Source organism: Acinetobacter sp. YH12120 (assembly GCF_013418795.1).
Classification (GTDB): Bacteria; Pseudomonadota; Gammaproteobacteria; order Pseudomonadales; family Moraxellaceae; genus Acinetobacter; species Acinetobacter towneri.
Genome location: NZ_VPBI01000001.1, coordinates 255,387 through 279,017, shown reverse-complemented (window position 1 = coordinate 279,017; position 23,631 = coordinate 255,387). Strand labels below are relative to the sequence as shown.

The window sequence follows — 23,631 nt, the reverse complement described above, 5'->3', positions numbered from 1 at the left end:
AATTTGTGTTTTTGAAAAAACATTTCTTAGCAAAAAGCCGATGGCAGGTTGTTCCCTGCCATCAGCTGCTTTAACTCAAATTACTTAACCGCTTTACCAGCTTTGAAGTTAGCAAGAACTTGTGCACGCTCTTTGTCAGACATAGAGATCAAACCTGCTTTGTCTAATTTAGAACCTTTACCAGATACTTTCTTGCTCAAGAAGTATTCAGTAAATTGCGGTAAACCTTTGATTGATTTAAGGTGCTCACCTTTCACGTAGAAGAACAATGGACGTGATACAGGGTAAGAACCATTTAAAATTGTGTTTTCAGATGGCGCTACGTTGTTTACAGTTGCAACACGTAAACGGTCACGGTTTTGGTCATAGAAACCTAAGCCGAATACACCTACTGCGCTTGGAGAAGTTTTCAAACGTGCCAGTGTTTCTGTGTAGTCACCCGCGATTTCGATTACACGACCATCCTTACGGAAAGTAGTACACGCTTTCTTTTGCGCATCTTTGTCTAATGCTTTGATTGCAGCATAAGCTTCACAGCCTGCATCAACCATTTTCTCTTGGAACACTTCACGTGTACCGTGGTTAGACGCTGGAATTACAAGTGTAATAGGCTCGTTTGGAAGTGTTTTGTCAATTTGGTTCCAACGTGTATATGGGTTAGCAACCATTTTACCTTTAGATGGTAATTGAGCTGCAATTGCTGCATATACATGGTAAGGCTTTAATTTGTAAGCCGCTTTGTTTGCGTTAGAAGCAAATACGATACCGTCGTAACCAATTTTAATTTCTAAAACTTGGTTTACGCCTGCTTTTTTACAAGCAGCTAATTCTGAATCTTTAATTTTACGAGATGAGTTCGCGATGTCGATTGTGTTATCACCCACACCTGTACAGAACTGCTTCAAACCACCTGAAGAACCGCCTGAACCAACAACTGGAGTTTTGAATTGTGGGAAAGTATTACCAAATTCTTCTGCTACAATACTTGCGTATGGTAGAACGGTTGAAGAACCCGCGATTTGGATGGTGTCACGAGCTGCGTTAGCAGTTGTTACAGCTGCTGCAGATACGGCTAAAGCAATGGCGATGTTAGTAAAGCGCATTCTGTTCTCTCTCATAGTATGCAAGTTCGGAGTACGTCACTTGTTATTAAGTTTTGTACTTATTTCGATAACTGCATTGTGGTTTTATAATATGACAACCATGTTACAGCTTTGTTACGCTTTGGTTATATTTGCTTTTCGTATCTGAAATAATTTTTAAATGATTTAAAATCAATAACTAATAAAACACTAGAGTGCTTATTTTTTTCAGTATTTAAATTTCAAATTGTAATAATTCATGCCAATGTCATCATTATTTATGGTTTTTTCTACCAAAATTGATGGTTTATTCGCCAATTGCGTAATTTTTATGACATCCGCAATGCATTATTTGAGCCCAAAACACCCAATCCATCACAAAATTCAAGCAAGAACGGTACAACACTTCACTGCAATATTTTTAATCAGACACAAAAAAAGCCACCGCAGTGACTTCTTTTGTTGTATTTCATAACAATCTGAATAATGAAAGCATTAGTCGATTGGTGGCGTATAAGTACCCGCGACAATCGCATCTTTAATGCGATCTGCTTCTGCCAATACTAGGCCTAACAAGTTTTTCACGTTTTCAAGTGTTGCCACTGGACTTAAAGTCGTCATCTTCAATGATTGAACATTACCGACTTTAGTTACACCAATATTGGCCTCACCACGTGCAAATAATTCATCTGCCACGTTTTGGTTCAAGCTATCCAAGAACTCTGCAGGATAACCTTCAGGCACAACACGGAACAACACTGAAGCAAATTGTGGTTCAACCAACAATTCTAAACCTGCAGTCGCTTTAATATAATCAGCAACGTCACGGGTTAGCTTCACACCATGATCAATCATAGAACCGTAAAGCTCTTCACCTAATGCTTCAATCGTCATCCAAAGTTTCAACGCATCAAAACGACGCGTTGTTTGCAATGACTTAGACACCAAGTTTGGTACGCCATGTTCTTCATCATAAGCAGAGTTCAAATATTCTGCTTCATAGTGCATGAAACGATAGTTCGCTTCATCTTTCAGTAAGAACGCACCGCACGAAATAGTTTGGAAGTAATGCTTATGGAAATCCAGTGTCACAGAATCAGACAGCTCAATACCATCAAGCATGTCACGATGACTGTTAGAAAGAATTAATGCACCACCCCAAGCTGCGTCAATGTGCATCCACGCGCCATATTGATTAGTGATGTCACGAATCTTTTTAAGCGGATCAATCGCGCCTGCATCGGTTGTACCTGCAGTCGCAACCACACACGCAACGATCTTACCTTCAGATTTTAAATGCGCCATGGTTTGCTCAAGTGCAACCACGTCCATTTGTGCATTTTCATTAACAGGTACAGTAACAACCGATTGGAAGCCCATACCCATCATCGCCATGTTCTTTTGCACAGAGAAGTGTGCATTTTCAGAACAAATGACTTTCACATTACGCATTGCATCGCTTGGAATACCATCGCGCTGAACAGACCACGGATTACCGTTTTCATCTTTCCAGTTCTTTGCAATACACGCATCACGCGCCAATAACACACCCATCAAGTTAGACTGCGTACCACCTGAAGTGAACACGCCCGCTTGACCTGCACCATAGCCAACTTTTTGACGTAACCAGTCAATTAGTTGTACTTCCATCAATGAACCTGCAGGGCTTTGATCCCAAGAGTCCATAGATTGGTTGGTTGCGTTAATGAGAACTTCTGCAATTTGGCTTGCCACCATAGTTGGACAATGCAAATGTGCCAAAGAATGTGGATGATGAACTTTTAAACTTTTGTTTAAGAAAAGCTCAACCATGCGTTCCAATGACTTTTGTACACCCAAACCTTGTTTTGCAGGCTGGAAAGAAATCGCTTCACGCAATTCTTTAATGCTGCCGCCTGTGTACATTTTGTCATTTTGCAACCATGCCGCGACTGCTTGAGTCGCTTGTTCCATTGCTGCACTGTAGTCAGCAATGGATTGAGCATCATTGCAGAGTAACGCTTTACGATGTTCTGCAAAATCTACCATAAACTTATGCGCCTCGAACTGCGACTAACGCTTCAGCAACTGCTTTCTTGAAGCGAGCGATGACTTCTACACACTCTTCTTGAGTAATGATGAGTGGACAAAGTAAACGGATTACCGTACCACCACGACCACCTTTCTCAAGCAACAATTTGTTGTCAAAACATGCAGCTTGAACAGCAGCAGCCAATTGAGAGTCTGCTGGATAAGCACCTAAACGGTCTTTTTCTTGGCGTTCATCTACAATTTCAATACCAATCATTAAACCGCGACCACGAACATTACCAATACATGGGAATTCAACCGCTAATTTTTTCAATTCAGCCTGTAAGAACTCACCACGCTCTTGCGCATTTTGTGCCAAGTTTTGTTCTTTAATGGTTTTAAGTACAACAAGACCTGTACCCATTGCCAATTGGTTACCACGGAAAGTACCCGTATGACCTGCTGGCTGCCATGCGTCAAACTTACGTTTAATGGCAAGTACAGCTAATGGTAAACCACCACCAACAGCTTTGGACATCACAATCACGTCTGGCTCAATACCTGCATGTTCAAATGCAAACATTTTGCCTGAACGTGCAAAGCCCGCTTGTACTTCGTCTAGAATTAAAACGATGTTGTGCTTTTCAGTCACTTCACGGATTTTCTTCAACCATTTAATTGGTGCAGTCACTACACCGCCTTCACCCTGAATTGCTTCAAGAATTACAGCTGCAGGCTTGGTGACACCACTTTCTACATCTTCAATAAAGTTTTCAAAATAATACGTTAACGCATCTACACCCGCTTCACCGCCAATACCAAGTGGGCAGCGGTATTCATGCGGATATGGCATAAATTGAACACCAGGCATTAAACCATTGACTGCGTTTTTTGCAGACAAGTTACCTGTCATCGCCAATGAACCATGAGTCATACCATGATAGCCACCTGAGAAGCTGATGACTGAGCTACGACCTGTATAGGTTTTTGCAAGTTTGATTGCCGCTTCTGTGCCATCTGCACCTGTAGGACCACAGAACTGCAAGCAGTATTCTTCTTGACCACCAGGCATGTGTGAAAGTAACGCTTCAGTAAAAGCATCTTTCAAAGGTGTCGTTAAATCTAGGGTATGTAATGGCAAACCACTCGCTAAAGTGTCTTGGATGCTTTGAACCACCGCAGGATGGTTATGGCCCAATGCCAAGGTTCCTGCCCCAGCCAAACAATCTAGGTACTCAGTACCTTCAACATCGGTAACCCAACAACCCAGTGCTTTCGCTATCGCTAACGGTAATTTACGAGGATAACTACGCACATTCGATTCCATCTGACTTTGGCGAGTCAAGTAGTATTCGTTTGTGGAATGGTTGGCAGGGTTTACAGAAGTAACGCTCATATCGAATTACCATCTCTGATATGGGTTGAAAGAAATAAGTCTGGTGACTTGCGGTCCTTTGACTCGGTGCTTTTTTGATCTAGCGAGATAGAGTTTTGTTCTTCAAGACTAGGAAGCGGGATAATACCTAATTTTTCTAGAAAATAAACAGGTTTAACCCAAATATTGCCTAATTTCATCGAAAAAACATATCTTGCAGATGATTCGATTGAATTATCATCTTACATTGTGACAAAGGAAAGAAAATTTAACTCTTTCCACTTCCTTTTATACTTTTTTTTACACAATCTCTCAAGTCATGCAGCATTTATTTTCAAAATAGTATAGATCATTATTTTTATTGAATTTTATAAAGCAGTATTTACCGCAATTTTTAACGCATATTTTACAAAGCCACCACAAATTCAACTAAAAATCCTCACAAAGCAAAGCTAAAATTTAAAGCAGTTAAAACACATTTTAAAATCTCGATAATTTGAACAAAAGGTCAGAATATGCGCTTACTTTCTCTCGCTGCTACCCTGTTGGCTGTTGGTGCTGCAAGCACTGCTTTTGCCCAACAAAATGAATCTTTAAATTACAATATCGTCAATGTTCAAGCCGAAGCTACACGCGAAGTTTCAAATGATCAAATGCACGCTGTGTTATATATTGAAAAAAGTCACAAACAGCCTGCTGAACTTGCATCACAAATTAACCAGTTAATGAGCCAAGCCATTGCAACTGCACGTAAGTATCCACAAGTGAAAGTTGAAACGGGCTCACAAACCACCTATCCAATTTACGACAATGACAGTCGTAAGTTAAAAGAATGGCGCGGTCGTGCAGAGGTACGGGTACAAAGTACCGATTTTAAAGCAGCAAGCCAATTGGTGAGCGAGCTACAACAAAACTTTCAGACCCAATCTATTAATTTTAGCGTGTCTGATGCACAACGTAAAAAAGTTGAAAATGAGTTGATGGTCGAAGCATCTAAAAACTTTCAACAACGTGCGAAGACCTTGGCACAGGCATGGAATAAACCCAACTATGAATTGGTAAATTTGAACATCAATACCAATAGTTACTCACATCAGCCAATTCCACGTATGGCAATGATGAAAGCATCCAATGCCGATATGGCTGTTCCTGAGCAGGAAGTCGCGGCTGGCGAATCTAAAATGACAGTGACCGCAAACGGTTCAATTCAGTTTAAATAGCTTAATCCTGTCAGCCAAACATAAAAAATCCCGCTCGTAAGCGGGATTTTTTATTACCTAGAATTATAGATACTTTTGCAAAATGGCTTGTTTTTGCTGTGGTGCGTCATCAATCACTTTTTGCGCTTGTGAAATTTGTGCTTCTAATGCTTCAATTTGCTCAACAATTTTTTCTTGTTCAGCTAAAGGTGGGACTGGGATTTTTACAGAATTCAAAATTTCAACTTTTAAATTCTTCTGTGCAACTTGTGGGGCAATGTCATTTAAATATTGTTTTTTAGTTCTCAAAATCAATTCCAAATATTTCAAATTAATTAAGTTCTCATTTGGCATTAATGCAACAATACTATCTGGAAAACAAGCAGGATAATCTAGAATCGCTGTGCTACCAATATTTGCAGCAATGGTAATTAATACAATATTAGGTTGAAATAATTTACTTACTGCCAAGCCATCTTCATTTAAAGTCTGTGTAAATGTAATTTTTTGACCATTAGATCGAGAAATATCACCCGTCTGAATAAATGGGTAATCTCCTCCAAATAGTTTCGGATCATTACGTGGTCTATGCGAAAAACGTCCACGCTGAAGCACTGCAATTTTATCTAATGTTTGATATTCAGCATCTTTAGTCATTGAATAAGCAGAATTTAAAATTGAATTAGACTGTTCTTTTAAATTTTCGATCCGGTTTAAGTTTAATGATGCTTTTGAATCCACCGCTTCACATTCTTCAACAATTTTTTGTTGAATCTCTAAAGGTGGAAGAGGGATTTTCTCCTCAGCCAAATATTTAAAATGACGTTCATATTTATCACTATTTCGGATTTTTATTACATTTAAAATATAATAAAAATATTTGGGATTAAGAATATTTGGATCAACTTTTAGTAGCTGTGTGCCATCTGCCCCTCTTACAAATGGAAAATCCACATATTTAAATGTACAACTATGATCTCCAAATACAATTAATGGTAAATCCTGAATTGGCTCTACATCATTAACAAATCCAGCAATCAAATTTCCCTTTTCTTGAGTAACAACAGGAATTGAACCTTCTAATAATATTTCAGTATTTTGAATTTTTTTCTGACTTCCACTTATTTTGCAAAGTAATTGTGGAATTTTCACTAAATCCCATTTTGTTTCAATCTCAACTTTACTTTGTGCCGATAGATTAAAAGCCTTATTAAACTCTTTGCGACTAAAATCAAGTACATCATGCAAATATACTTGTGACACAAAAGGCGTTAAATGCTCAGGAATACTCACCTGCTCGCCATTAAAATTCTGACGAATCAAATAACTGATTTTTTCACTGTTATCACGGTTTTTCGGGTCAAATAATGGTGTATTGATATCAAATACCGTATCGCCACCCAAATAACTTAAGCCTTCATTCCCTTTGGCGCTACTCCACTCATAACCTAAGAACTTCTTCTGTTCTTTGTTATCGCTTGGACTTTTTACAACTAACAACGGACGTACTTTATTATCCACCACAGCGTTATATTGTGTGAGCATAAAGTAATACAGCTTGTCTTTTTCAATGTTGGTTAAATAATTAAGTAAACGCTTATCTAACTCAGCTTGTTGGTCAGCTTCAGTTTTGGCTTTAAATTGCTTTTGTTTCTTTAAATTAACAATTTCAGACTGTTTATTAAAATCGGTTTGGTAATCCTTAAAGATGTCTATCGCCAATAAGTCTGCATTCAGTTCACCTTTTAACAGCGTTTCATACAGTACAAAATCAATTTTTGTATGCTGGCAATACTTTTCGACCACCTTGATATCTTGATATGCACCGCCGCTACTTGATTTTTCATTTTCCCAATCAGCAAAGAAATTATTGACACGATTTTTAAACTGTACAGCTTGCTCAGGTCGCTGTGCTTTACGGCGCAAGAACAACACCACGGTATTTGTGCCCGTTTTACCAAAGGTTTGACCACCCAAGTCGACAATACTTAAAAAATCAAAATGCTGTAATAAAATTTCACGGGTGGCAATGTGAATACTGTCGCTATTGCTTAAAATTGAACTCGGTACAATCACGCCCATCACACTATCAGGTGCAAGCAGTTGTTGTGCACGTTCTAAGAAGAAACATTGAATATTGTTATTGCTCGGATTATTTACCAAATTAAACAGCTTAAATTTTTCACGTTCCACTTCATCAATGGTTTGTAAAAAATCTTCTACCGCAAATGGAGGATTTGCCACCAATACATCAAAACTTTCAGGTTGAATCTCTTCATGTGAGATTAAGGCATCGGCATCAATAATTTGGACTTCATTCCGCCCATACATAAACGAAGCCACTTTAGACACTTTGGCTAAACGGTCTTCCTTTTCAATGCCATAAGTTTTGGCGTAGTAACCATTTGGCTCATCAATATCTTTAATCGGTTTCAGCAGTTTACTGACTTGTGAGCCGTATTCATTCAGGAAATGCCCCGAACCACAAGCATAATCAATCACTTTTAATGGCTCAGATTTTTTCCGCAACATGCTTTCAAGTGGCAACGCTGACACAATAAATTTACAGATCGGAATAGGTGTAAAGAACTGCCCTTCGCTTTGTTTAATACCGTTATCAAGGAAGTATTCAAACATATCACCTAAGAATTGATTTTCTTCGGTCGAAGTTAGGCGCAGACCTTGCCACATCTGAATAATTTCAATCAGAATTTTGGCATTTTTTTCGAATTTTTCTTTGTTGGAAACTTTAATAAACTCAAAATCTAAACCTTTATAAAATTTAAGTTGTTGGAATAATTCTTTAATCCGTTGCTCAGTCGCATTCGGTTTTTGTTTAATTGCCCAAAATGCGCCATCAATATCATCTTGACTGACATAAACAATATCTTGTTGTAAAAATTGTTGCATCCCGATTTTATACAACTTTTGCAGACGATCGACCAAATCAAAATAACTATCGTATGCCATGCCTTTCCAATAGAAATGCAAGTCTTCTGGATTTTGGGTTTCATCGACAATTTTACATAAAAATAGATTCACCAAGACTTCAAAAGCATTTTCACGACGTGACACATTATGTTTCCGCAAAATCGTACGAAACTCGTGATATTTTCCTTTAATATTCAGGCTATTAATTGGTTGAGTATCAATCGCTAGAGTGTATTTGTCTTTACCAATTTGGTAGGCTTGAATATTGTCTTCAAAAATGCCTTTTTCAGTCGCTTCTAACTGATAAGTCTCTTTCCATGCTTTAAAACGCTCCTTCACATTTTTGGCATTACTATAATGCAGTGCTTCGGGTAAATCCTTTAAAATAATTGGGTTGTCTTTAACAGAAATAATGCGCTGTTGATCATCAACTTTTTTATCTCGTTCGTTCCACTGTGATGCATACAAGCAAATAAATTCAACTGACTTTTCTTGTTCGACATAGCTAAAAAGCTGTCCGCCATCTTCAAGCGTATCTTTCCAAGCTTTATTAAATTCACGATCAAAGGTTTTACATTCAATAATTAAAAATGGTTGATTTTGATGATTTTTCACCATAATATCGGCACGACCACCACTCGCCCCATGCCCGAGCTTCCATTTAGGTTCAAGCTCAATATGTTCAGGTTTATAACCTTTTTCTAATAAACGATGTACGCATTCAAACACCACAAAATTTTCATTACTTGCGAAATTACAAGTCTGTCTTTCATTCACCTTTAAACCATAATCTTCAGGATAATTTATCGTTTTATTCTCAAAATCAATTGAAAGACTATAATCCCCAAACGAAAATTTTTTAATAAATACGTTTTGATGCTGTGTAAAGTTCAAAAATAATAATAAATCTTTTAAATTATCTTGGTTCATGTAAGACCACCAAACTGAAACATTCGTTACAAGTCGGGCAAAATGAAACCCAAAAACTTGTTCTTGATATCTAAATATATTTAACAGTAAAAAGCCTACTTTATGTTGAGTAGGCTCTTTACCAAGTCGTTAAACAAGTAGCTAATAAAATAAAAGAATAGTTTTATCCATTTATTTTCAATGTATTACAACATCAATAAATCGCTATGTGATTGCGATGGATCATCTCCAACGAACGTGCCTCGCCTAACACCTGATGCACTTTGTCAGAAGCCAAGCCTTTGACCAAGTCTGCAGAGCGCGAACTAAAGTTTACACGTCCCACAGCGACACGATGACCCTGTGTATCTACACACTCCACCACATCGCCACGTTCAAAATGCCCTTCTACGGCTTTAACCCCCACAGGCAATAAACTGCGGTGGTTTTCTTTAATGGCTTTGACTGCACCATCATCAATAACCAAACGTCCTGCTGTTTGTAAATGTGCTGCCAACCATTGTTGATGTGCGGCAATACGGTCATTATCGGTAATAAATAAAGTACCCAACAATTCGCCCGCCATTAAACGCGCAAGTACGTTGTCACTTTCACCACTGGCAATCAACGTCGGACAGCCCGATTTAGCCGCTAAACGTGCCGCACGAACTTTAGTCAGCATACCGCCACGCCCAAACTTACCGCCACCACCTGCCATATCGAACAAGCTTTCATCCAAAGCACGTACGGTATGGAATAGTTTTGCATTTGGGTTAGAACGTGGATCGGAGTCAAACATACCTTGTTGATCGGTCAAAATAATCAACAAATCTGCATGTACCTGCCCTGCTACCATCGCAGCCAAAGTGTCATTATCACCAAAGCGAATTTCATCAGTAGAGACTGTGTCATTTTCATTGATGACAGGAATCACGCGCCATTCAATCAGGTTTTGCAATGCATCACAGGAATTTAAATAACGACGACGATCTGCTAAATCATCATGGGTTAATAGGACTTGTGCAGTTTGAATCTGGTGTTTTTCCAGCACACTTGACCAAGTCTGAATCAGACCCATTTGACCAATGGCAGCGCATGCCTGAAGACTGGGTAGATCAGTGGGTCGATGCTCAAGTTTCATTCGCACCATACCTTCAGCCACAGCTCCCGATGACACCAAAATAATTTCGTGTCCAGCATTGTGTAGATCTGCAATTTGTCCCGCCCAATGCGAGATTGCATCCAAATCTAAACCTTGCCCATTGGCTGTGAGTAAAGATGATCCGATTTTAACAACGATTCGTTTACAACCCTTGAGCTGACGTTGCCCATCTACCACTTCTATCATCTTGTCCTCAGTCACTTTTTGTAGCGCTTAGCGTACGTAGTACACTTCTACTTCGCCATCTTCACCATCATCGTCTTCGTCATCATCGCCCAGCATACCTGCAAGACGTTGCTGACGGCGCATCTCACGATACGCTTCTTTCGCGGCAATGGTTTGTTCACGTGTTTCAGCTTCCAGCTGATCACGGAATGCTTTCATTTCTGCTGCGTACTCAGGATCTTCAACTTCGCGTTCGCGTTGTTGTTCAATTTGATCCATCAAGTAATACACCACTTGCTGTGTACCCTCAGACATTAAACCTGAAGTTTTGAACACAGGGCCATCCCACTGCAATTCTTCAAGAATGTGTTTACACCATTCTTCACGTGAATCTTCAGGAAGTTGATCAAGTTTATTCAACACCAACACGATTGGTAATTTTGCTAAAGTCGGAGAGAATTTTTCCAACTCTTGCAGAATCGCTTTGGCATTGTACGCAGGATCAGAACCATCAATAGGTTGAACATCCACAATGTGCAGTAAAATACGAGTACGCGCCAAGTGTTTAAGGAAGCGAATCCCCAAACCTGCGCCTTCTGCTGCACCTTCAATTAGTCCTGGAATATCTGCCATGACAAAAGAACGATGACGATCTGCATCCACCACGCCTAAATTTGGCACCATGGTGGTAAATGGATAGTCAGCAACTTTTGGTTTTGCCGCAGACACGGCACGAATAAAGGTCGATTTACCCGCGTTTGGCATGCCTAGCAAGCCTACATCGGCAAGGACTTTCAACTCCAAACGGATTTCACGGAATTCACCTTTGGTACCATGCGTGAATTTACGCGGTGTTCGGTTGGTAGATGATTTAAAGTGAGTATTCCCTAAACCACCATCACCGCCTTGAGCGACCAATACTTTCTGACCGCTTTCGACTAAATCTGCAATAATATCGCCAGAGTCTGTATCTACAATGGTTGTGCCCACTGGAACGGTCAAAACGACAGATTCACCACCACGACCTGCACAGTTTGCGCCCGAACCGTTTTTACCACGTTCAGCGCGAAATTTACGGGTATAACGATAATCTACAAGGGTGCTTGCGTTGTCGTCGGCTTGAATAAAAATACTGCCGCCACGACCACCATCACCGCCATCTGGCCCACCAAATGGTACAAATTTCTCTCGGCGAAAACTGGCTACGCCATTGCCACCGTCGCCAGCCTCTACGGTAATGACTGCTTCATCAACAAAGCGCATCTTGCCAATCCTCTAAAACTTTAAAAGCCGTATATTCTGCCATATTTTAGAGAATTTCTCGAATTATATTTATGCAATCGTATGCGTAGATGCTTTTTATCCTTGATTGTTCAAAACACTCATTTCTTTTAGCAATGATATGATCGTTTTTTCTTATTTCTCCTTCCTCATCTAAGTTCTTATAGTGCTTTAACCCTTGTTTGCTTTCTGCCGCCATGTCTAATGCTGTTGCCACCACAACCACGCCTGCTTTATCGCCTAAATTTATTTTACTCATAGCAACCGCCTGTGGCTTGTGTGCGGGATCGGCATATTTTAATCAGCCTTTAATTTATTCAATTGAAAAAAGTTTAGGAATTAGCACCAGTCAGGCAGGCTTTGCTGTGGTTTTGGCACAAATAGGCTATGGACTAGGTTTAATGTTACTCGTGCCTTTAGGTGACTTGCTAAATAAGCGTAAATTGATTGTCAGTCTGATGGTTTTTGCTGCGTTTTCGCAAATTTTGCTGTCTTTTAGCAGCAATTTAGCCATGCTGTATTTCTTTACCGTATGTGCCACTTTTGGTGCGATTTCTGCACAAGTGCTTATTCCATTTGCATCTAGCATCAGTCCACCTGAATCGAGTGCTGCCATTGTCGGCAAATTGATGAGTGGCTTGGTAATGGGGATTATTTTATCGCGCACTTTCGCGGGTTTTGTATCGACCTATTGGTCTTGGGAAGCTGTCTATTTCAGCAGCGGTATCATCACCCTACTTTTTGCAGGCTTAATGTGGACAAAACTTCCCTCTACAGCTGCCAATAAAAATTTGACTGTGGCAGGCATTTATCGTTCTTTAATTCAGTTGGCTATAACCCAACCACATTTAATTCGTAGAGCGTGCGCGGGCGCTTTGGGCTTTGCCATTTTGTCCTTGGTTTTTACTTCCATGACTTTTGTTTTAGTCAATCCGCCTTATTATTTTAGTGATTTTCAAATTGGGCTTTTTGGTTTATTGGGTGTGATTGGAATTTTCTCGTCAAGTTGGTCGGGTAAAACGGTCGGCAAAGGTCGTGAGAATTTTGTCGCAATATTATGTATTGGCTTGATGTTGTTTTCTTGCATTCCACTCTTTTTTGCACAGCAGAATATTGTGGCTTATGCCGTTGGCGTATTGATGAGTTATTTTGGTCTAACTGCTTTTCACGTATTGAATCAAAACTTGGTGTACCGAATTGATGCCACCGCACGTTCCCGCATTAATGCGGTATATATGACTATTTATTTTTCAGGTGCAGCACTTGGTTCACTGACGGCGGTCTACGCATGGCAACACCGGGGCTGGATGGGTTGTGTTGTCAGTATTTTGGTATTTGCCATCGGGATTTTGCTGATTGATCGTTATGATTTTTCACATCGACGCACTATTTAATCATCCAGAATGTGCTTTGGAGTAGGAACATCTACAGCGACTTCCCTAAAAGATGAGTAATCCATTAGTGAGAAGATTGCTGTGAAGTTTCAGGCAAATGCTGTTCTAAATACTCAATCAGTTGATTCACTCTTGCTGCAATTTGTGAGCCTTCAAAAGTGAGTTGATATTCCACTTTAGGCGGCACCGTTGGGTAAACTGTACGTAAAATTAACCCATCATGCTCAAGAGTTTTCAGGGTTTGCGCCAGCATTTTTTCACTCACCCCTTCAATGCGCTGTCTTAGCTCACTAAAGCGGTGCAAACCTTCGCTTAAACAATGCAACACCAACATTGACCATTTATTGGCTAAATGTTCTAAACGAATCCGTGATGGACAATCTTTAGCAAGGACTTGCCCGAGTAAGTGACTGGTTGCATATTGCATAACGGTATCCTTCTGTTATTTCTATTGTTCAGGCTTTGAAAGCTTGAAAGCAAAATCAAATCTACTTACTTTTTAGCATAGACTTTATTTTGGTAAGTTTAGGATAGCGTATTAGGTGGAAATTTCAACACTCATCCTTATATTTAAGAATGAAATAAATGCAAAAAAAAGAGCTTCATTTGAAGCTCTTTTTGATTTTAAATTCTGTATCTACAAATTATGCATTTGTTTCAGCAGGAACTTTAGGATAGCTTACGCCGCCCATTTGTTCAGCAATACGCAATACTTGGCAGCTATAACCTACTTCGTTGTCATACCAAACGTAAGCAGTTAAACGGTTGCCTGAAGTAATGGTTGCTTGCGCATCAAATACACCTGCAGTACGCGAACCAATGAAGTCACTTGAAACCACTTCAGTCGAGTTGGTATAACCAATTTGACCTTGAAGATTAGAGTGAATTGAAATTTGACGAATGTATTCGTTCACTTCTTCACGATCTACTTCTTTCTCAAGCGTTAAGTTCAAGATTGCAAGTGATACGTTTGGCGTTGGAACACGTACAGAGTTACCTGTTAATTTACCTTGTAATGCAGGCAATGCTTTCGCAACAGCTTTCGCTGCACCTGTTTCGGTAATAACCATGTTCAATGTTGCTGCGCGACCACGACGATCAGCCTTGTGATAGTTATCAATCAAGTTTTGGTCGTTAGTGAATGAGTGAACAGTTTCAACGTGACCATTCACAACAGTGTACTTGTCATGCAACACTTTTAAAGTTGGTGTAATTGCGTTTGTTGTACAGCTTGCTGCAGAAATAATGGTATCTTCATCAAGAATGTCTGCTTGGTTAACACCGTACACCACGTTTTTCATGTCACCTTTACCAGGTGCAGTTAAAATTACGCGTGCAGCACCTGGGCATTGAAGGTGTTGTGCAAGACCTTCTGCATCACGCCATTTACCTGTGTTGTCAATCACCAATGCATTGTTGATGCCATAAGCCGTATAGTCTACTTCAGATGGGTTAGACGCATAGATCACTTTAATGAAGTTACCATTTGCGATAATTGCTTCATTTTCTTCATCTACAGAAATCGTGCCTGCAAATGGACCGTGAATAGAGTCACGACGCAATAAAGACGCACGTTTTTCTAAATCACCATCAGACGATTTACGTACCACAATTGCTTTAAGGTTTAAGCCACGGCCAAGACCAGATTGACCAATGATTAAACGCGCAAGGATACGACCAATACGACCAAAACCGTAAAGTACAACATCTTTGCTTTCTACAGTTGTTGGATTGCCCGCTAAAGATTTCACAGCGTCTGCAACAAATGCATTTACATCGCCGCCTTTTTCTTTATATTCAACAGCAAGTTTACCTAAGTCGATTTCTGCTGAACCGATGTTGTCTACTTTAGCCAAAGCTTCAAGCAATGGGAAAGTGTGAACAACTGAAAGTTCTACGTCCATCATACGAGTACGACGGTGTGCTTTCAAAATTTGAATCACAGAACGGTTAACTAAAGAACGACCAAAAACTGAAACCATGATATTTTTTTCACGGTACAACTGACCGAGTAAAGCAATCATACGTTCCGCGATTTCTTCACGGTTTTTCCAGCGACCTTGGTGCTCTGCGTGTAGGGCGATGATAGTCTCTTTGCTCACAGATACGTCCTCTAATTAATTGTATATCTAGGCATGAATTTCAAAACCCGATAATTGTAATGGAATTGTCGTCAAGATTGAATCAAAAGCTGGTACTGACCCGACTATTTTCCTATATATTCACTATAAATTCATAAAATAGTTGTAATTATTTTTGTGATTTTAGTTTTTTCAACAAAAGTTCAATTTTTTAGAAGAAAAAGAGGATGATGCCAAACTCGATTATCCTCTTGGAAATTTGAATATCTCACCACAGCGACGGCTTTTATTGTCCAGATGACTGTTGAATCTTCTGCTGTAAATCTTGCTGATTCATTTTTTGTTTTCTTAAATGCAAACACCCTTCAACCACCAATAATGCAACTGCCAACCAAATTGGGATATAAGTCAGCCATTCCCCTGCTTCAACTCGTTCACCTAACAACATAGACACAAAAGCCAACAGCACAGGTTCTAAATAACTCAGTAAACCAAAAATCACAAAAGGCAAATGGCGGCTGGCCAAAATATAACTGCCAAGTCCCAATGCACTTAAAAAGCCCAATCCAAGTACCGACCAAATTAAATATGGAAAAGCTGCGATGACATTTACACTGTCACTATAATAAAAGCCTAAATATACCGCGACAGGAATAACTAGCAGTAAATCCCACCAAAACCCGCCCAAGTGATCGGTTTGAAAGACCCGACGTAAAAAGAAATATAAAGGATAGGCAAATGCCACATATAAGGTTTCCCACGCCACCGTGCCAATGCGCCAGATTTCATGACTGACACCTAGCACGGCTAAGGCAACTGCTGCCATCTGCCAAGTCGATAACTTTTCTTTATATAGCACACAGCCAAGCAAAACCATGATCAAAGGCAATAAGAAATAACCCAAAGAAACCTGCAAACCACGCCCGTTAATCGGCCCCCACAAAAATAACCACAATTGCGTAGTGCATAAAAAAGAACTAAAAATCAGCCAAAGTATGAATTGTGGTTGTTGTTTGAGCCGCTGAAAAATCGCGGAAATATGTTTTAAATCTCCCGACCACCACATAAACAAAGTTAGGAATGGCAAAGTTGCCAACATACGCCACGCAAAAGTTTCTTCGCTGTCTAAAGGTTTGAGTAATTGGGTATAAAAATACAGCACCCCAAAAGTGACCGATGCTAAAACCGATAGTGCAATGCCTTTATACATCCGACTCTCCCCTATATCAGTCGGCATTATACTCATATATACGTTGTTTTAGAGATTGATCGAATGTTCAAAATTTAAAATGACAGGATATAAAAAACCACGCAGCTTTTGCGTGGTCAATTGGTCTGCATACGTTTGTCTGCTTATATCTATAAGTAGCTCTGGAGCTGCTGCAACTTAGTCTGACTTTTTAGTTTGCGTATGTCTGGTATAAATCACATCACTTAAGTCATAACCGAGTGATTTGGCATAGTTCAGATATTCAGTCACGACAGCCTGATCAGGATGCGGCGTACGTGAAAGTACCCATAAATATTTACGGCGTGGTTCACCCACCAAGGCAGTTTGATAGTCATCATCTAGCTTTAACACCCAATAATCACCACGCCCTACAGGCAACCAACGAATGACTTCAGGTAAAAAGCTAACTTTGAGTTTGCTGTTAAAAGGCGCATTTTGTACAAAAGCTTCGCCCAAAGCACGCATTTGTTTGCCATCTTTTGCAATACAACGGTTATCCACCTGCACATTGCCATTTTCATTCAATGTATATGCTGCTGTTACATTTGAACCGCATTTGTTTTGGAAATATAAAGGCTTTCTTGCAACCTCATACCAAACGCCTAAATATTTATCTAATTCGACTTTTTCTACCGTTTTCATCGGTTCATTGGTTTTGGAATATGCCATAGTCGCAGCACCCAAACCAATCAGCACCACACCACCAAGGGCAATTTTGGCAAGTCGCGCACCTGCAAACGGAAGTTTTTTAGCCATTGTCCCAACCTCTAAACTCTAATGTTCAGTCAATTTTGTTTATCTTCTTCAAAAATAACCGCAAGCATTTCAATTTACTGTATGGATATGTAATTTTTGCAACTCAAATTTTACATAGCAAGTTTAGTATGCAAACTCGCACTTACACTGACAGTGCAATTCGCCCCAATTTAGCCAGATTGCAACATTTGCGCTTTTAAACGCAAAATTTCATCACGTAAACGAGCCGCTTGTTCAAATTGCAGTTCTTTAGATGCTTTCAACATCTCTTTTTCAAGTTTGGCAATATGTTTGGCATACAGTTTAGGATCAGCCAAAATGTGCTGTTCATCGTCACTTAAAGCACGGCTTTGTGCATTGATTTTTTCATCAATTTGCTCATCGTTCAGCACTTCACCTGTGTCGATTTCTTTAATCACCTGACGCACTGCACTACGTGGAGTAATGCCGTGCAATTCATTAAATTCAATTTGTTTGGCACGACGACGCTCTGTTTCATCTATCGCCTTTTGCATTGAATCGGTAATGCGATCTGCATATAAAATTGCTTTACCTTTCAAGTTACGTGCTGCACGTCCAATGGTTTGAATCAACGAACGTTCTGAACGTAAAAAGCCTTCTTTGTCGGCATCTAAAATTGCCACTAAAGACACTTCAGGCATGTCTAAACCTTCTCGTAACAGGTTAATGCCAACCAAGACATCATGCACGCCTGTACGTAATTCGTGAATAATTTTGACGCGTTCTACGGTATCAATATCAGAGTGTAAATAAGCCACTCGAATGCCGTATTCTTTTAAATACGAGGTCAAATCTTCAGCCATGCGTTTGGTTAAAGTGGTGACCAACACCCGCTCATTCAATTCTTTACGCAAATTGATTTCAGACAGCACATCATCCACCTGCGTTAACACAGGACGAATTTCAATTTCTGGGTCAATCAATCCTGTTGGACGCACCACTTGCTCTACAATTTGTTGCGATTTTTCCAACTCATATTGTGCAGGTGTAGCGCTCACATAAATTGTGGATGGGACGATGCGCTCCCATTCTTCAAATTTCATTGGACGGTTGTCTAACGCACTAGGTAAACGGAAACCATAATTCACCAAGTTTTCTTTACGTGATCGGTCACCTTTATACATCGCGCCAATTTGCGGAACGGTCACGTGCGATTCATCAATAATCAGCAAGGCATCATCAGGTACATAATCAAACAAAGTGGGCGGTGCTTCGCCTGCAGGTCGTCCAGACAAATGTCGTGAATAGTTTTCGATGCCGTTGGTATAGCCCAATTGCTGCATCATTTCTAAATCATAGCGGGTACGTTGTTCTATGCGCTGCGCTTCTAGCAATTTGTCATGTTCGCGAAAAAACACCAAACGCTCTTTTAGTTCTTCTTTAATGGTACCAATCGCACGTTCCAAATTATCCTTAGGCGTAACATAGTGACTTTTAGGATAAATAGTCACGCGCGGCACTTTACGCACCAATTTGCCTGTTAATGGATCAAACCAACGAATCGAATCGACTTCATCATCAAATAATTCTATGCGAATAGCATGCTGATCAGATTCAGCAGGGAAAATATCTAAAATTTCACCACGAATACGGTAAGTACCGCGCAAAAACTCTAGCTCATTACGGCTATATTGCATTTCCACCAAACGACGGATCAAATCATCACGATTCACCCGATCACCTTGCACCACATGCAGCAACATGCTCATATAAGCATTGGGGTCACCCAAACCGTAAATTGCAGATACCGATGCGACAATAATGGCATCACGACGCTCTAGCAAAGCACGTGTGGCCGAGAGTCGCATTTGGTCAATATGATCATTTATAGCCGCATCTTTTTCAATAAAAGTATCGGAAGATGGTACATAGGCTTCAGGCTGATAATAGTCATAATAACTGACAAAATATTCGACTGCGTTGTTCGGAAAGAACGCTTTAAACTCACCATACAACTGCGCTGCCAGCGTTTTGTTATGTGCCATGACAATGGTCGGACGCTGTGTTCTGGCAATCACATTGGCCATGGTATAAGTCTTACCTGAGCCTGTAACCCCAAGTAATAGCTGATCATGATAGCCCTGTTCTATCCCTTGAACCAATTTTTCAATGGCTTGTGGTTGGTCACCCGCAGGTTGATAGTTGGTGACTAAATCGAAAGGTTGCTTATCACTCACAAATGCAGCTCTCAGGTTTGATGCGACCTAATATTTTAGCAGATTTGCCTACACTCAGGACATCCGAATATGTTGTGGCGATGTTGCGTAGCTACAAAGCCATTGCTCGGTTTTAATTCTGTAGTGGACGCTGTTAGAACGAAGATGTGCTACGACTAAATTGAGCACGGGGAAACTGCTTTAAGACTTGACCCACTGGCTATTCAAAGGCAACATGAAATTTCAGGACGACAACCATAAAAGCACACATTCATGACTTACCAATATCACGACGAATCAATTATCAAAAGCCTCCCTGAAGATACTGTTTTCGTATTTGGCAGTAACATGGCAGGACAACATGCAGGTGGTGCAGCACGAACAGCCAAAGAATTTTTTGGTGCCGTTGAAGGCGTCGGGCGCGGTTGGGCAGGACAAAGTTTTGCCATTCCAACCATGAATGAACATTTACAACAAATGCCACTATCGCAAATTCAGCACTATGTGGATGACTTTAAAATCTATGCCAAAAACCATCCTAAAATGAAGTATTTTTTAACTTCAATTGGTTGTGGTATTGCAGGTTATACGGTTGAAGAAATTGCCCCTATGTTTAAAGGCATTGCCCATAATGTGATTTTTCCTGCGTCGTTTCGTCCTTTTGTCGAAAAAGCATTGCCTAAACTAACGCAAAAATTACTACACACCATTTACCGTGATTCTGTGATTTTTACCCCTGCCACCGATGAATTAATTGAAGTCTTGGCATTGAGCGATAATGAAAAAGCCTTGGCTAAAATCATATTGAATACACAAATGTACCCAACTGACAGCAATGGGCGTGATCGGGTCTTTGAAATTCAGGATATTTTGCACAACTTAAATGGTAAGGTATTCGAGTTCCAAAATAATTCAGAAGGCCCAATGCTATTTGGTGCAGCGATTTTGGCTTTATTGGAATTGTATAATATCAACGAGCAAGATTTTAGCGATGTATGGCATGGCGTACGTGAAATCTCGCCGCCAAAACCTGCCAACAAAGCGCGTAAGCATGTTCGTTAATTTCAATACTTTTAAATCCCCATCAATAAAAAATGCCACGTAATTGTGGCATTTTTTTTAGCGCTTACCCATCGAACGACGAGTACCACGTGGCGGTGGCCAAGTCTTATCGGCATATTGCTCAGGTTTAGGACGCACTGAATTATGTACCGCCTGATCATTATCCTGCGCTGTATTTGGCATTGGGAATGGGAGATTCACCAATGGTTTTTTTGAAGTAGGCTGCTGCTTACTCATGACCATTACTCTTATAAAATTCGGACTATTTTAAAGTTTTTTGCCGCCCGATGCGAGAAACTTCCACCTCACAGCAGTTTTAATCACGATTTCATAGGAAATTGGTCTAATTTGGTGATTTTTTATTAATTTGATGCAATTTTAAACGACGCAGACATCGAATTTAGGCTAAGATAATATGCTTTTTATTTTTTTATCCCTATAAGAAGGAATATGCCGTGGACGTACGTCTCTCTGATCGTGTCAATGCCATCAAACCGTCCCCAACACTTGCAGTAACCAATAAAGCCGCTGAACTTAAAGCTGCGGGTCATAACGTTATTGGTTTGGGTGCAGGTGAACCGGATTTCGATACACCACAACACATCAAAGATGCAGCTATTGCAGCAATTAATAACGGTTTTACAAAATATACTGCTGTTGACGGTACGCCTGGTCTTAAAAAAGCCATTATCGCAAAATTAAAACGTGACAATAATCTTGACTACCAAGCGAACCAAATTTTGGTGTCTTGTGGTGGTAAGCAATCATTCTTTAACTTGGCGTTGGCTTTGTTAAACAAGGGTGATGAAGTGATTATCCCTGCACCGTTCTGGGTAAGCTATCCAGATATGGTGATTATTGCTGAAGGCGTGCCAGTCATTGTGGAATGTGGTGAAGAACAACGTTTCAAAATCACGCCTGAACAATTAGAAGCTGCGATCACTGACAAAACACGTTTAGTGGTGTTAAACAGCCCATCTAACCCTACAGGTATGATCTACACCAAAGCTGAATTAGAAGCTTTGGCTGCTGTACTACGTAAATACCCTGAAGTATTCATTGCATCTGACGATATGTATGAACCAATCCGTTGGGATGATGAGTTCTATAACATCGCAACAGTTGCACCAGACCTTTATGACCGCACAATCGTATTAAACGGTGTGTCTAAAGCTTATGCAATGACTGGCTGGCGTATTGGCTATGCAGCGGGCCCTGCTAAACTAATTGGTGCGATGAAGAAAATTCAATCTCAATCGACTTCTAACCCAACTTCTATTTCGCAAGTTGCTGCAGAAGCTGCATTGAACGGCCCACAAGACGTACTTGAGCCAATGGTTGAAGCATTCAAACGCCGTCACGACTTAGTTGTAAATGGTTTGAATGACATCAAAGGTATTTCTTGCTTACCTGCAGATGGCGCATTCTATGCGTATGCAAACATCAAACCATTGATTCGTGCGAAAGGCTTAAAATCTTGCACAGAATTCTCTGCTTGGTTATTGGAAGAAACTGGTGTTGCCGTTGTTCCTGGTGATGCGTTCGGTTTAGGCGGTTTCATGCGTATTTCTTATGCAACTGCAGACGAAGTGCTTGTAGATGCGCTTGCACGTATCAAAAAAGCAGCAGAATCAATTGAAGGTGTAGATGAAGCGATTGCTTCAATCGAAGCTGAAAAAGCTGCCAAATAATCTAAACCTGTTTAGATGAACAAAACCCACGATTGAATCGTGGGTTTTTGTTTTAATTACGTTTTTTCACTCATCATTTTTCCTCATTTCTGAGGAGAGAGATCACAAATAACGCTTTTAAAAAGCCTCAAGATCATTTCTTGATTGATATAAAAATTCCAATACAAAAAAATCAAAACAACAGCAATCTAAACGGTTTTATACACGAGGTTTGGTTAAAATCACCATCAAAATACCACACAACACGATCAAGGTTGCCACGACCATCAACAGGGTGAGTTGTTCACCTAAAAAAATCACACCGCCTAAAATCGCCAAACACGGTACAGAAAGTTGCACAGTACTTGCGGTAATGTGATCAATTTTTTTCACAATGCTGTACCACAACACATACGCGCCAGCCGAAGCCAATGCACCCGACAACACTGCCAAAACCACACCCTGCCAAGTGATAAAACTTTCAGGTAAATGCCAAAGAAAAAATACAGCAACAAGTGGTGTCGCCAGAATGAAATTAGACAGAGTATTAGTTAAAGCATGCTGCATCGTCTTTGCAGCAATACTGTAAAAACCCCATGCAATACCTGCCAGTAACATCATCAATGCATATTTGAACGTTGGCGTACTGGCTTCAGGCAATAGCAACAAACCCATCCCCAATATAGCACAACCTAACCCGACCCAGCGCGGCAAAGTCATGCGCTCACCATGCAAAATCGCATAACTGATCATGGTGATTTGCACTGCGCCAAATAGAATCAATGCGCCTATGCCTGCGTCTATATGCAAATATGCTAACGAAAAACCGAGCAGATATACAGCAAGGCTGAGTGCAGATTTCCATTGGAATTGAATTGGTTGTTGAACCTGCAAAACAGCATAGAACAGTCCTAAGCACACTGCTCCACTGCCAACCCTGAGCAAACTAAAACTAATAGGGTCAATTTGCTGTTCAGCCAATGCCAAACGACACAGCAAGGAATTTGCAGCAAATGCGAGCATGGCAATGCATATTTTAATCCACACGGCTGAATATCCTTTTCAAGCTGTTCGCAAATCTTTATCGCAGTTTAGAACACTATTTTAGTGCAAGTCATTTCGCTCAATTCAATACAAATCTATTTG

17 protein-coding genes are annotated in these 23,631 nt (G+C 40.2%); 4 read left to right on the top strand and 13 right to left on the bottom strand.

Features of this window, described 5'->3' with window-relative positions; all coding sequences use genetic code 11:
• Nucleotides 1-80 precede the first annotated feature (80 nt).
• The 3 genes from FTU58_RS01370 to FTU58_RS01360 all read right to left on the bottom strand — a co-directional run bounded on the left by FTU58_RS01370 (nucleotide 81) and on the right by FTU58_RS01360 (nucleotide 4,488).
• Nucleotides 81-1,103 (bottom strand): substrate-binding domain-containing protein, encoded by a 1,023-nt coding sequence (locus FTU58_RS01370; RefSeq protein WP_096901088.1) that lies wholly within the window; start codon nucleotides 1,101-1,103, stop codon nucleotides 81-83.
• A gap of 474 nt (nucleotides 1,104-1,577) precedes the next feature.
• Nucleotides 1,578-3,110 carry an aspartate aminotransferase family protein gene (locus tag FTU58_RS01365; RefSeq protein WP_004971679.1) on the bottom strand — a complete coding sequence of 511 codons (1,533 nt, stop codon included), beginning with the start codon at nucleotides 3,108-3,110 and terminating at the stop codon, nucleotides 1,578-1,580.
• A 4-nt stretch (nucleotides 3,111-3,114) separates the two neighbouring features.
• A complete protein-coding gene (locus tag FTU58_RS01360; protein ID WP_004971681.1) occupies nucleotides 3,115-4,488 on the bottom strand; it encodes a diaminobutyrate--2-oxoglutarate transaminase in 1,374 nt (457 codons plus the stop codon).
• Nucleotides 4,489-4,982: 494 nt separating this feature from the next.
• On the opposite strand from FTU58_RS01360, the gene FTU58_RS01355 reads away from it, so the two are divergent.
• A complete protein-coding gene (locus tag FTU58_RS01355; RefSeq protein ID WP_180061943.1) occupies nucleotides 4,983-5,687 on the top strand; it encodes an SIMPL domain-containing protein in 705 nt (234 codons plus the stop codon).
• 63 nt (nucleotides 5,688-5,750) lie between these two features.
• Here FTU58_RS01355 and FTU58_RS01350 read toward each other — a convergent pair whose 3' ends face one another.
• The 3 genes from FTU58_RS01350 to cgtA form a co-directional block, all read right to left on the bottom strand.
• On the bottom strand, nucleotides 5,751-9,527 hold the full coding sequence (locus FTU58_RS01350; protein WP_180061942.1) for an N-6 DNA methylase: 3,777 nt from the start codon (nucleotides 9,525-9,527) through the stop codon (nucleotides 5,751-5,753).
• Nucleotides 9,528-9,720: 193 nt separating this feature from the next.
• Nucleotides 9,721-10,854: a glutamate 5-kinase gene (gene proB, locus FTU58_RS01345; RefSeq protein WP_179996184.1), complete on the bottom strand. Its 1,134-nt coding sequence runs from the start codon at nucleotides 10,852-10,854 to the stop codon at nucleotides 9,721-9,723.
• A gap of 27 nt (nucleotides 10,855-10,881) precedes the next feature.
• A complete protein-coding gene (gene cgtA, locus FTU58_RS01340) occupies nucleotides 10,882-12,096 on the bottom strand; it encodes an Obg family GTPase CgtA (RefSeq protein ID WP_004971687.1) in 1,215 nt (404 codons plus the stop codon).
• 215 nt (nucleotides 12,097-12,311) lie between these two features.
• Between cgtA and FTU58_RS01335 the strand changes: the two genes are divergently transcribed.
• A complete protein-coding gene (locus FTU58_RS01335) occupies nucleotides 12,312-13,508 on the top strand; it encodes an MFS transporter (protein ID WP_180061941.1) in 1,197 nt (398 codons plus the stop codon).
• A 64-nt stretch (nucleotides 13,509-13,572) separates the two neighbouring features.
• Here the strand turns inward: FTU58_RS01335 and FTU58_RS01330 are convergent, their stop codons facing one another.
• The 5 genes from FTU58_RS01330 to uvrB form a co-directional block, all read right to left on the bottom strand.
• Entirely contained in the window at nucleotides 13,573-13,935 is a 363-nt protein-coding gene (locus FTU58_RS01330; RefSeq protein ID WP_180061940.1) for a helix-turn-helix domain-containing protein, read from the bottom strand.
• A gap of 217 nt (nucleotides 13,936-14,152) precedes the next feature.
• Nucleotides 14,153-15,610: a glyceraldehyde-3-phosphate dehydrogenase gene (locus tag FTU58_RS01325; protein ID WP_004971695.1), complete on the bottom strand. Its 1,458-nt coding sequence runs from the start codon at nucleotides 15,608-15,610 to the stop codon at nucleotides 14,153-14,155.
• 265 nt (nucleotides 15,611-15,875) lie between these two features.
• Nucleotides 15,876-16,799 carry an EamA family transporter RarD gene (rarD, locus tag FTU58_RS01320; RefSeq protein ID WP_154320882.1) on the bottom strand — a complete coding sequence of 308 codons (924 nt, stop codon included), beginning with the start codon at nucleotides 16,797-16,799 and terminating at the stop codon, nucleotides 15,876-15,878.
• Between the two features lie 177 nt (nucleotides 16,800-16,976).
• Nucleotides 16,977-17,576 carry a lipocalin family protein gene (locus FTU58_RS01315; RefSeq protein WP_004971700.1) on the bottom strand — a complete coding sequence of 200 codons (600 nt, stop codon included), beginning with the start codon at nucleotides 17,574-17,576 and terminating at the stop codon, nucleotides 16,977-16,979.
• 170 nt (nucleotides 17,577-17,746) lie between these two features.
• On the bottom strand, nucleotides 17,747-19,774 hold the full coding sequence (gene uvrB / locus FTU58_RS01310; RefSeq protein ID WP_004971703.1) for an excinuclease ABC subunit UvrB: 2,028 nt from the start codon (nucleotides 19,772-19,774) through the stop codon (nucleotides 17,747-17,749).
• A 252-nt stretch (nucleotides 19,775-20,026) separates the two neighbouring features.
• Here uvrB and FTU58_RS01305 point away from each other — a divergent pair, with 252 nt between their 5' ends.
• Nucleotides 20,027-20,815 (top strand): hypothetical protein, encoded by a 789-nt coding sequence (locus FTU58_RS01305; RefSeq protein ID WP_004971705.1) that lies wholly within the window; start codon nucleotides 20,027-20,029, stop codon nucleotides 20,813-20,815.
• A gap of 57 nt (nucleotides 20,816-20,872) precedes the next feature.
• Here the strand turns inward: FTU58_RS01305 and FTU58_RS01300 are convergent, their stop codons facing one another.
• Nucleotides 20,873-21,052, bottom strand: coding sequence for a hypothetical protein (locus tag FTU58_RS01300; RefSeq protein ID WP_004971707.1), 180 nt, complete (start codon nucleotides 21,050-21,052; stop codon nucleotides 20,873-20,875).
• A 218-nt stretch (nucleotides 21,053-21,270) separates the two neighbouring features.
• Between FTU58_RS01300 and FTU58_RS01295 the strand changes: the two genes are divergently transcribed.
• On the top strand, nucleotides 21,271-22,506 hold the full coding sequence (locus FTU58_RS01295; protein ID WP_004971708.1) for a pyridoxal phosphate-dependent aminotransferase: 1,236 nt from the start codon (nucleotides 21,271-21,273) through the stop codon (nucleotides 22,504-22,506).
• Between the two features lie 198 nt (nucleotides 22,507-22,704).
• Here the strand turns inward: FTU58_RS01295 and FTU58_RS01290 are convergent, their stop codons facing one another.
• The gene (locus FTU58_RS01290; protein ID WP_096901096.1) at nucleotides 22,705-23,532 is read right to left on the bottom strand and encodes a DMT family transporter; all 828 of its coding nucleotides are present in this window, start codon (nucleotides 23,530-23,532) and stop codon (nucleotides 22,705-22,707) included.
• Nucleotides 23,533-23,631 lie beyond the last annotated feature (99 nt).

What these genes read in the sequence shown, in the direction of transcription:
- FTU58_RS01370 (WP_096901088.1), bottom strand. Translation starts at nt 1,103, where the DNA reads ATGCGCTTTACTAACATCGCCATTGCTTTAGCCGTATCTGCAGCAGCT.
- FTU58_RS01365 (WP_004971679.1), bottom strand. Translation starts at nt 3,110, where the DNA reads ATGGTAGATTTTGCAGAACATCGTAAAGCGTTACTCTGCAATGATGCT.
- FTU58_RS01360 (WP_004971681.1), bottom strand. Translation starts at nt 4,488, where the DNA reads ATGAGCGTTACTTCTGTAAACCCTGCCAACCATTCCACAAACGAATAC.
- FTU58_RS01355 (WP_180061943.1), top strand. Translation starts at nt 4,983, where the DNA reads ATGCGCTTACTTTCTCTCGCTGCTACCCTGTTGGCTGTTGGTGCTGCA.
- FTU58_RS01350 (WP_180061942.1), bottom strand. Translation starts at nt 9,527, where the DNA reads ATGAACCAAGATAATTTAAAAGATTTATTATTATTTTTGAACTTTACA.
- proB (WP_179996184.1), bottom strand. Translation starts at nt 10,854, where the DNA reads ATGATAGAAGTGGTAGATGGGCAACGTCAGCTCAAGGGTTGTAAACGA.
- cgtA (WP_004971687.1), bottom strand. Translation starts at nt 12,096, where the DNA reads ATGCGCTTTGTTGATGAAGCAGTCATTACCGTAGAGGCTGGCGACGGT.
- FTU58_RS01335 (WP_180061941.1), top strand. Translation starts at nt 12,312, where the DNA reads ATGTCTAATGCTGTTGCCACCACAACCACGCCTGCTTTATCGCCTAAA.
- FTU58_RS01330 (WP_180061940.1), bottom strand. Translation starts at nt 13,935, where the DNA reads ATGCAATATGCAACCAGTCACTTACTCGGGCAAGTCCTTGCTAAAGAT.
- rarD (WP_154320882.1), bottom strand. Translation starts at nt 16,799, where the DNA reads ATGTATAAAGGCATTGCACTATCGGTTTTAGCATCGGTCACTTTTGGG.
- FTU58_RS01315 (WP_004971700.1), bottom strand. Translation starts at nt 17,576, where the DNA reads ATGGCTAAAAAACTTCCGTTTGCAGGTGCGCGACTTGCCAAAATTGCC.
- FTU58_RS01305 (WP_004971705.1), top strand. Translation starts at nt 20,027, where the DNA reads ATGACTTACCAATATCACGACGAATCAATTATCAAAAGCCTCCCTGAA.
- FTU58_RS01300 (WP_004971707.1), bottom strand. Translation starts at nt 21,052, where the DNA reads ATGAGTAAGCAGCAGCCTACTTCAAAAAAACCATTGGTGAATCTCCCA.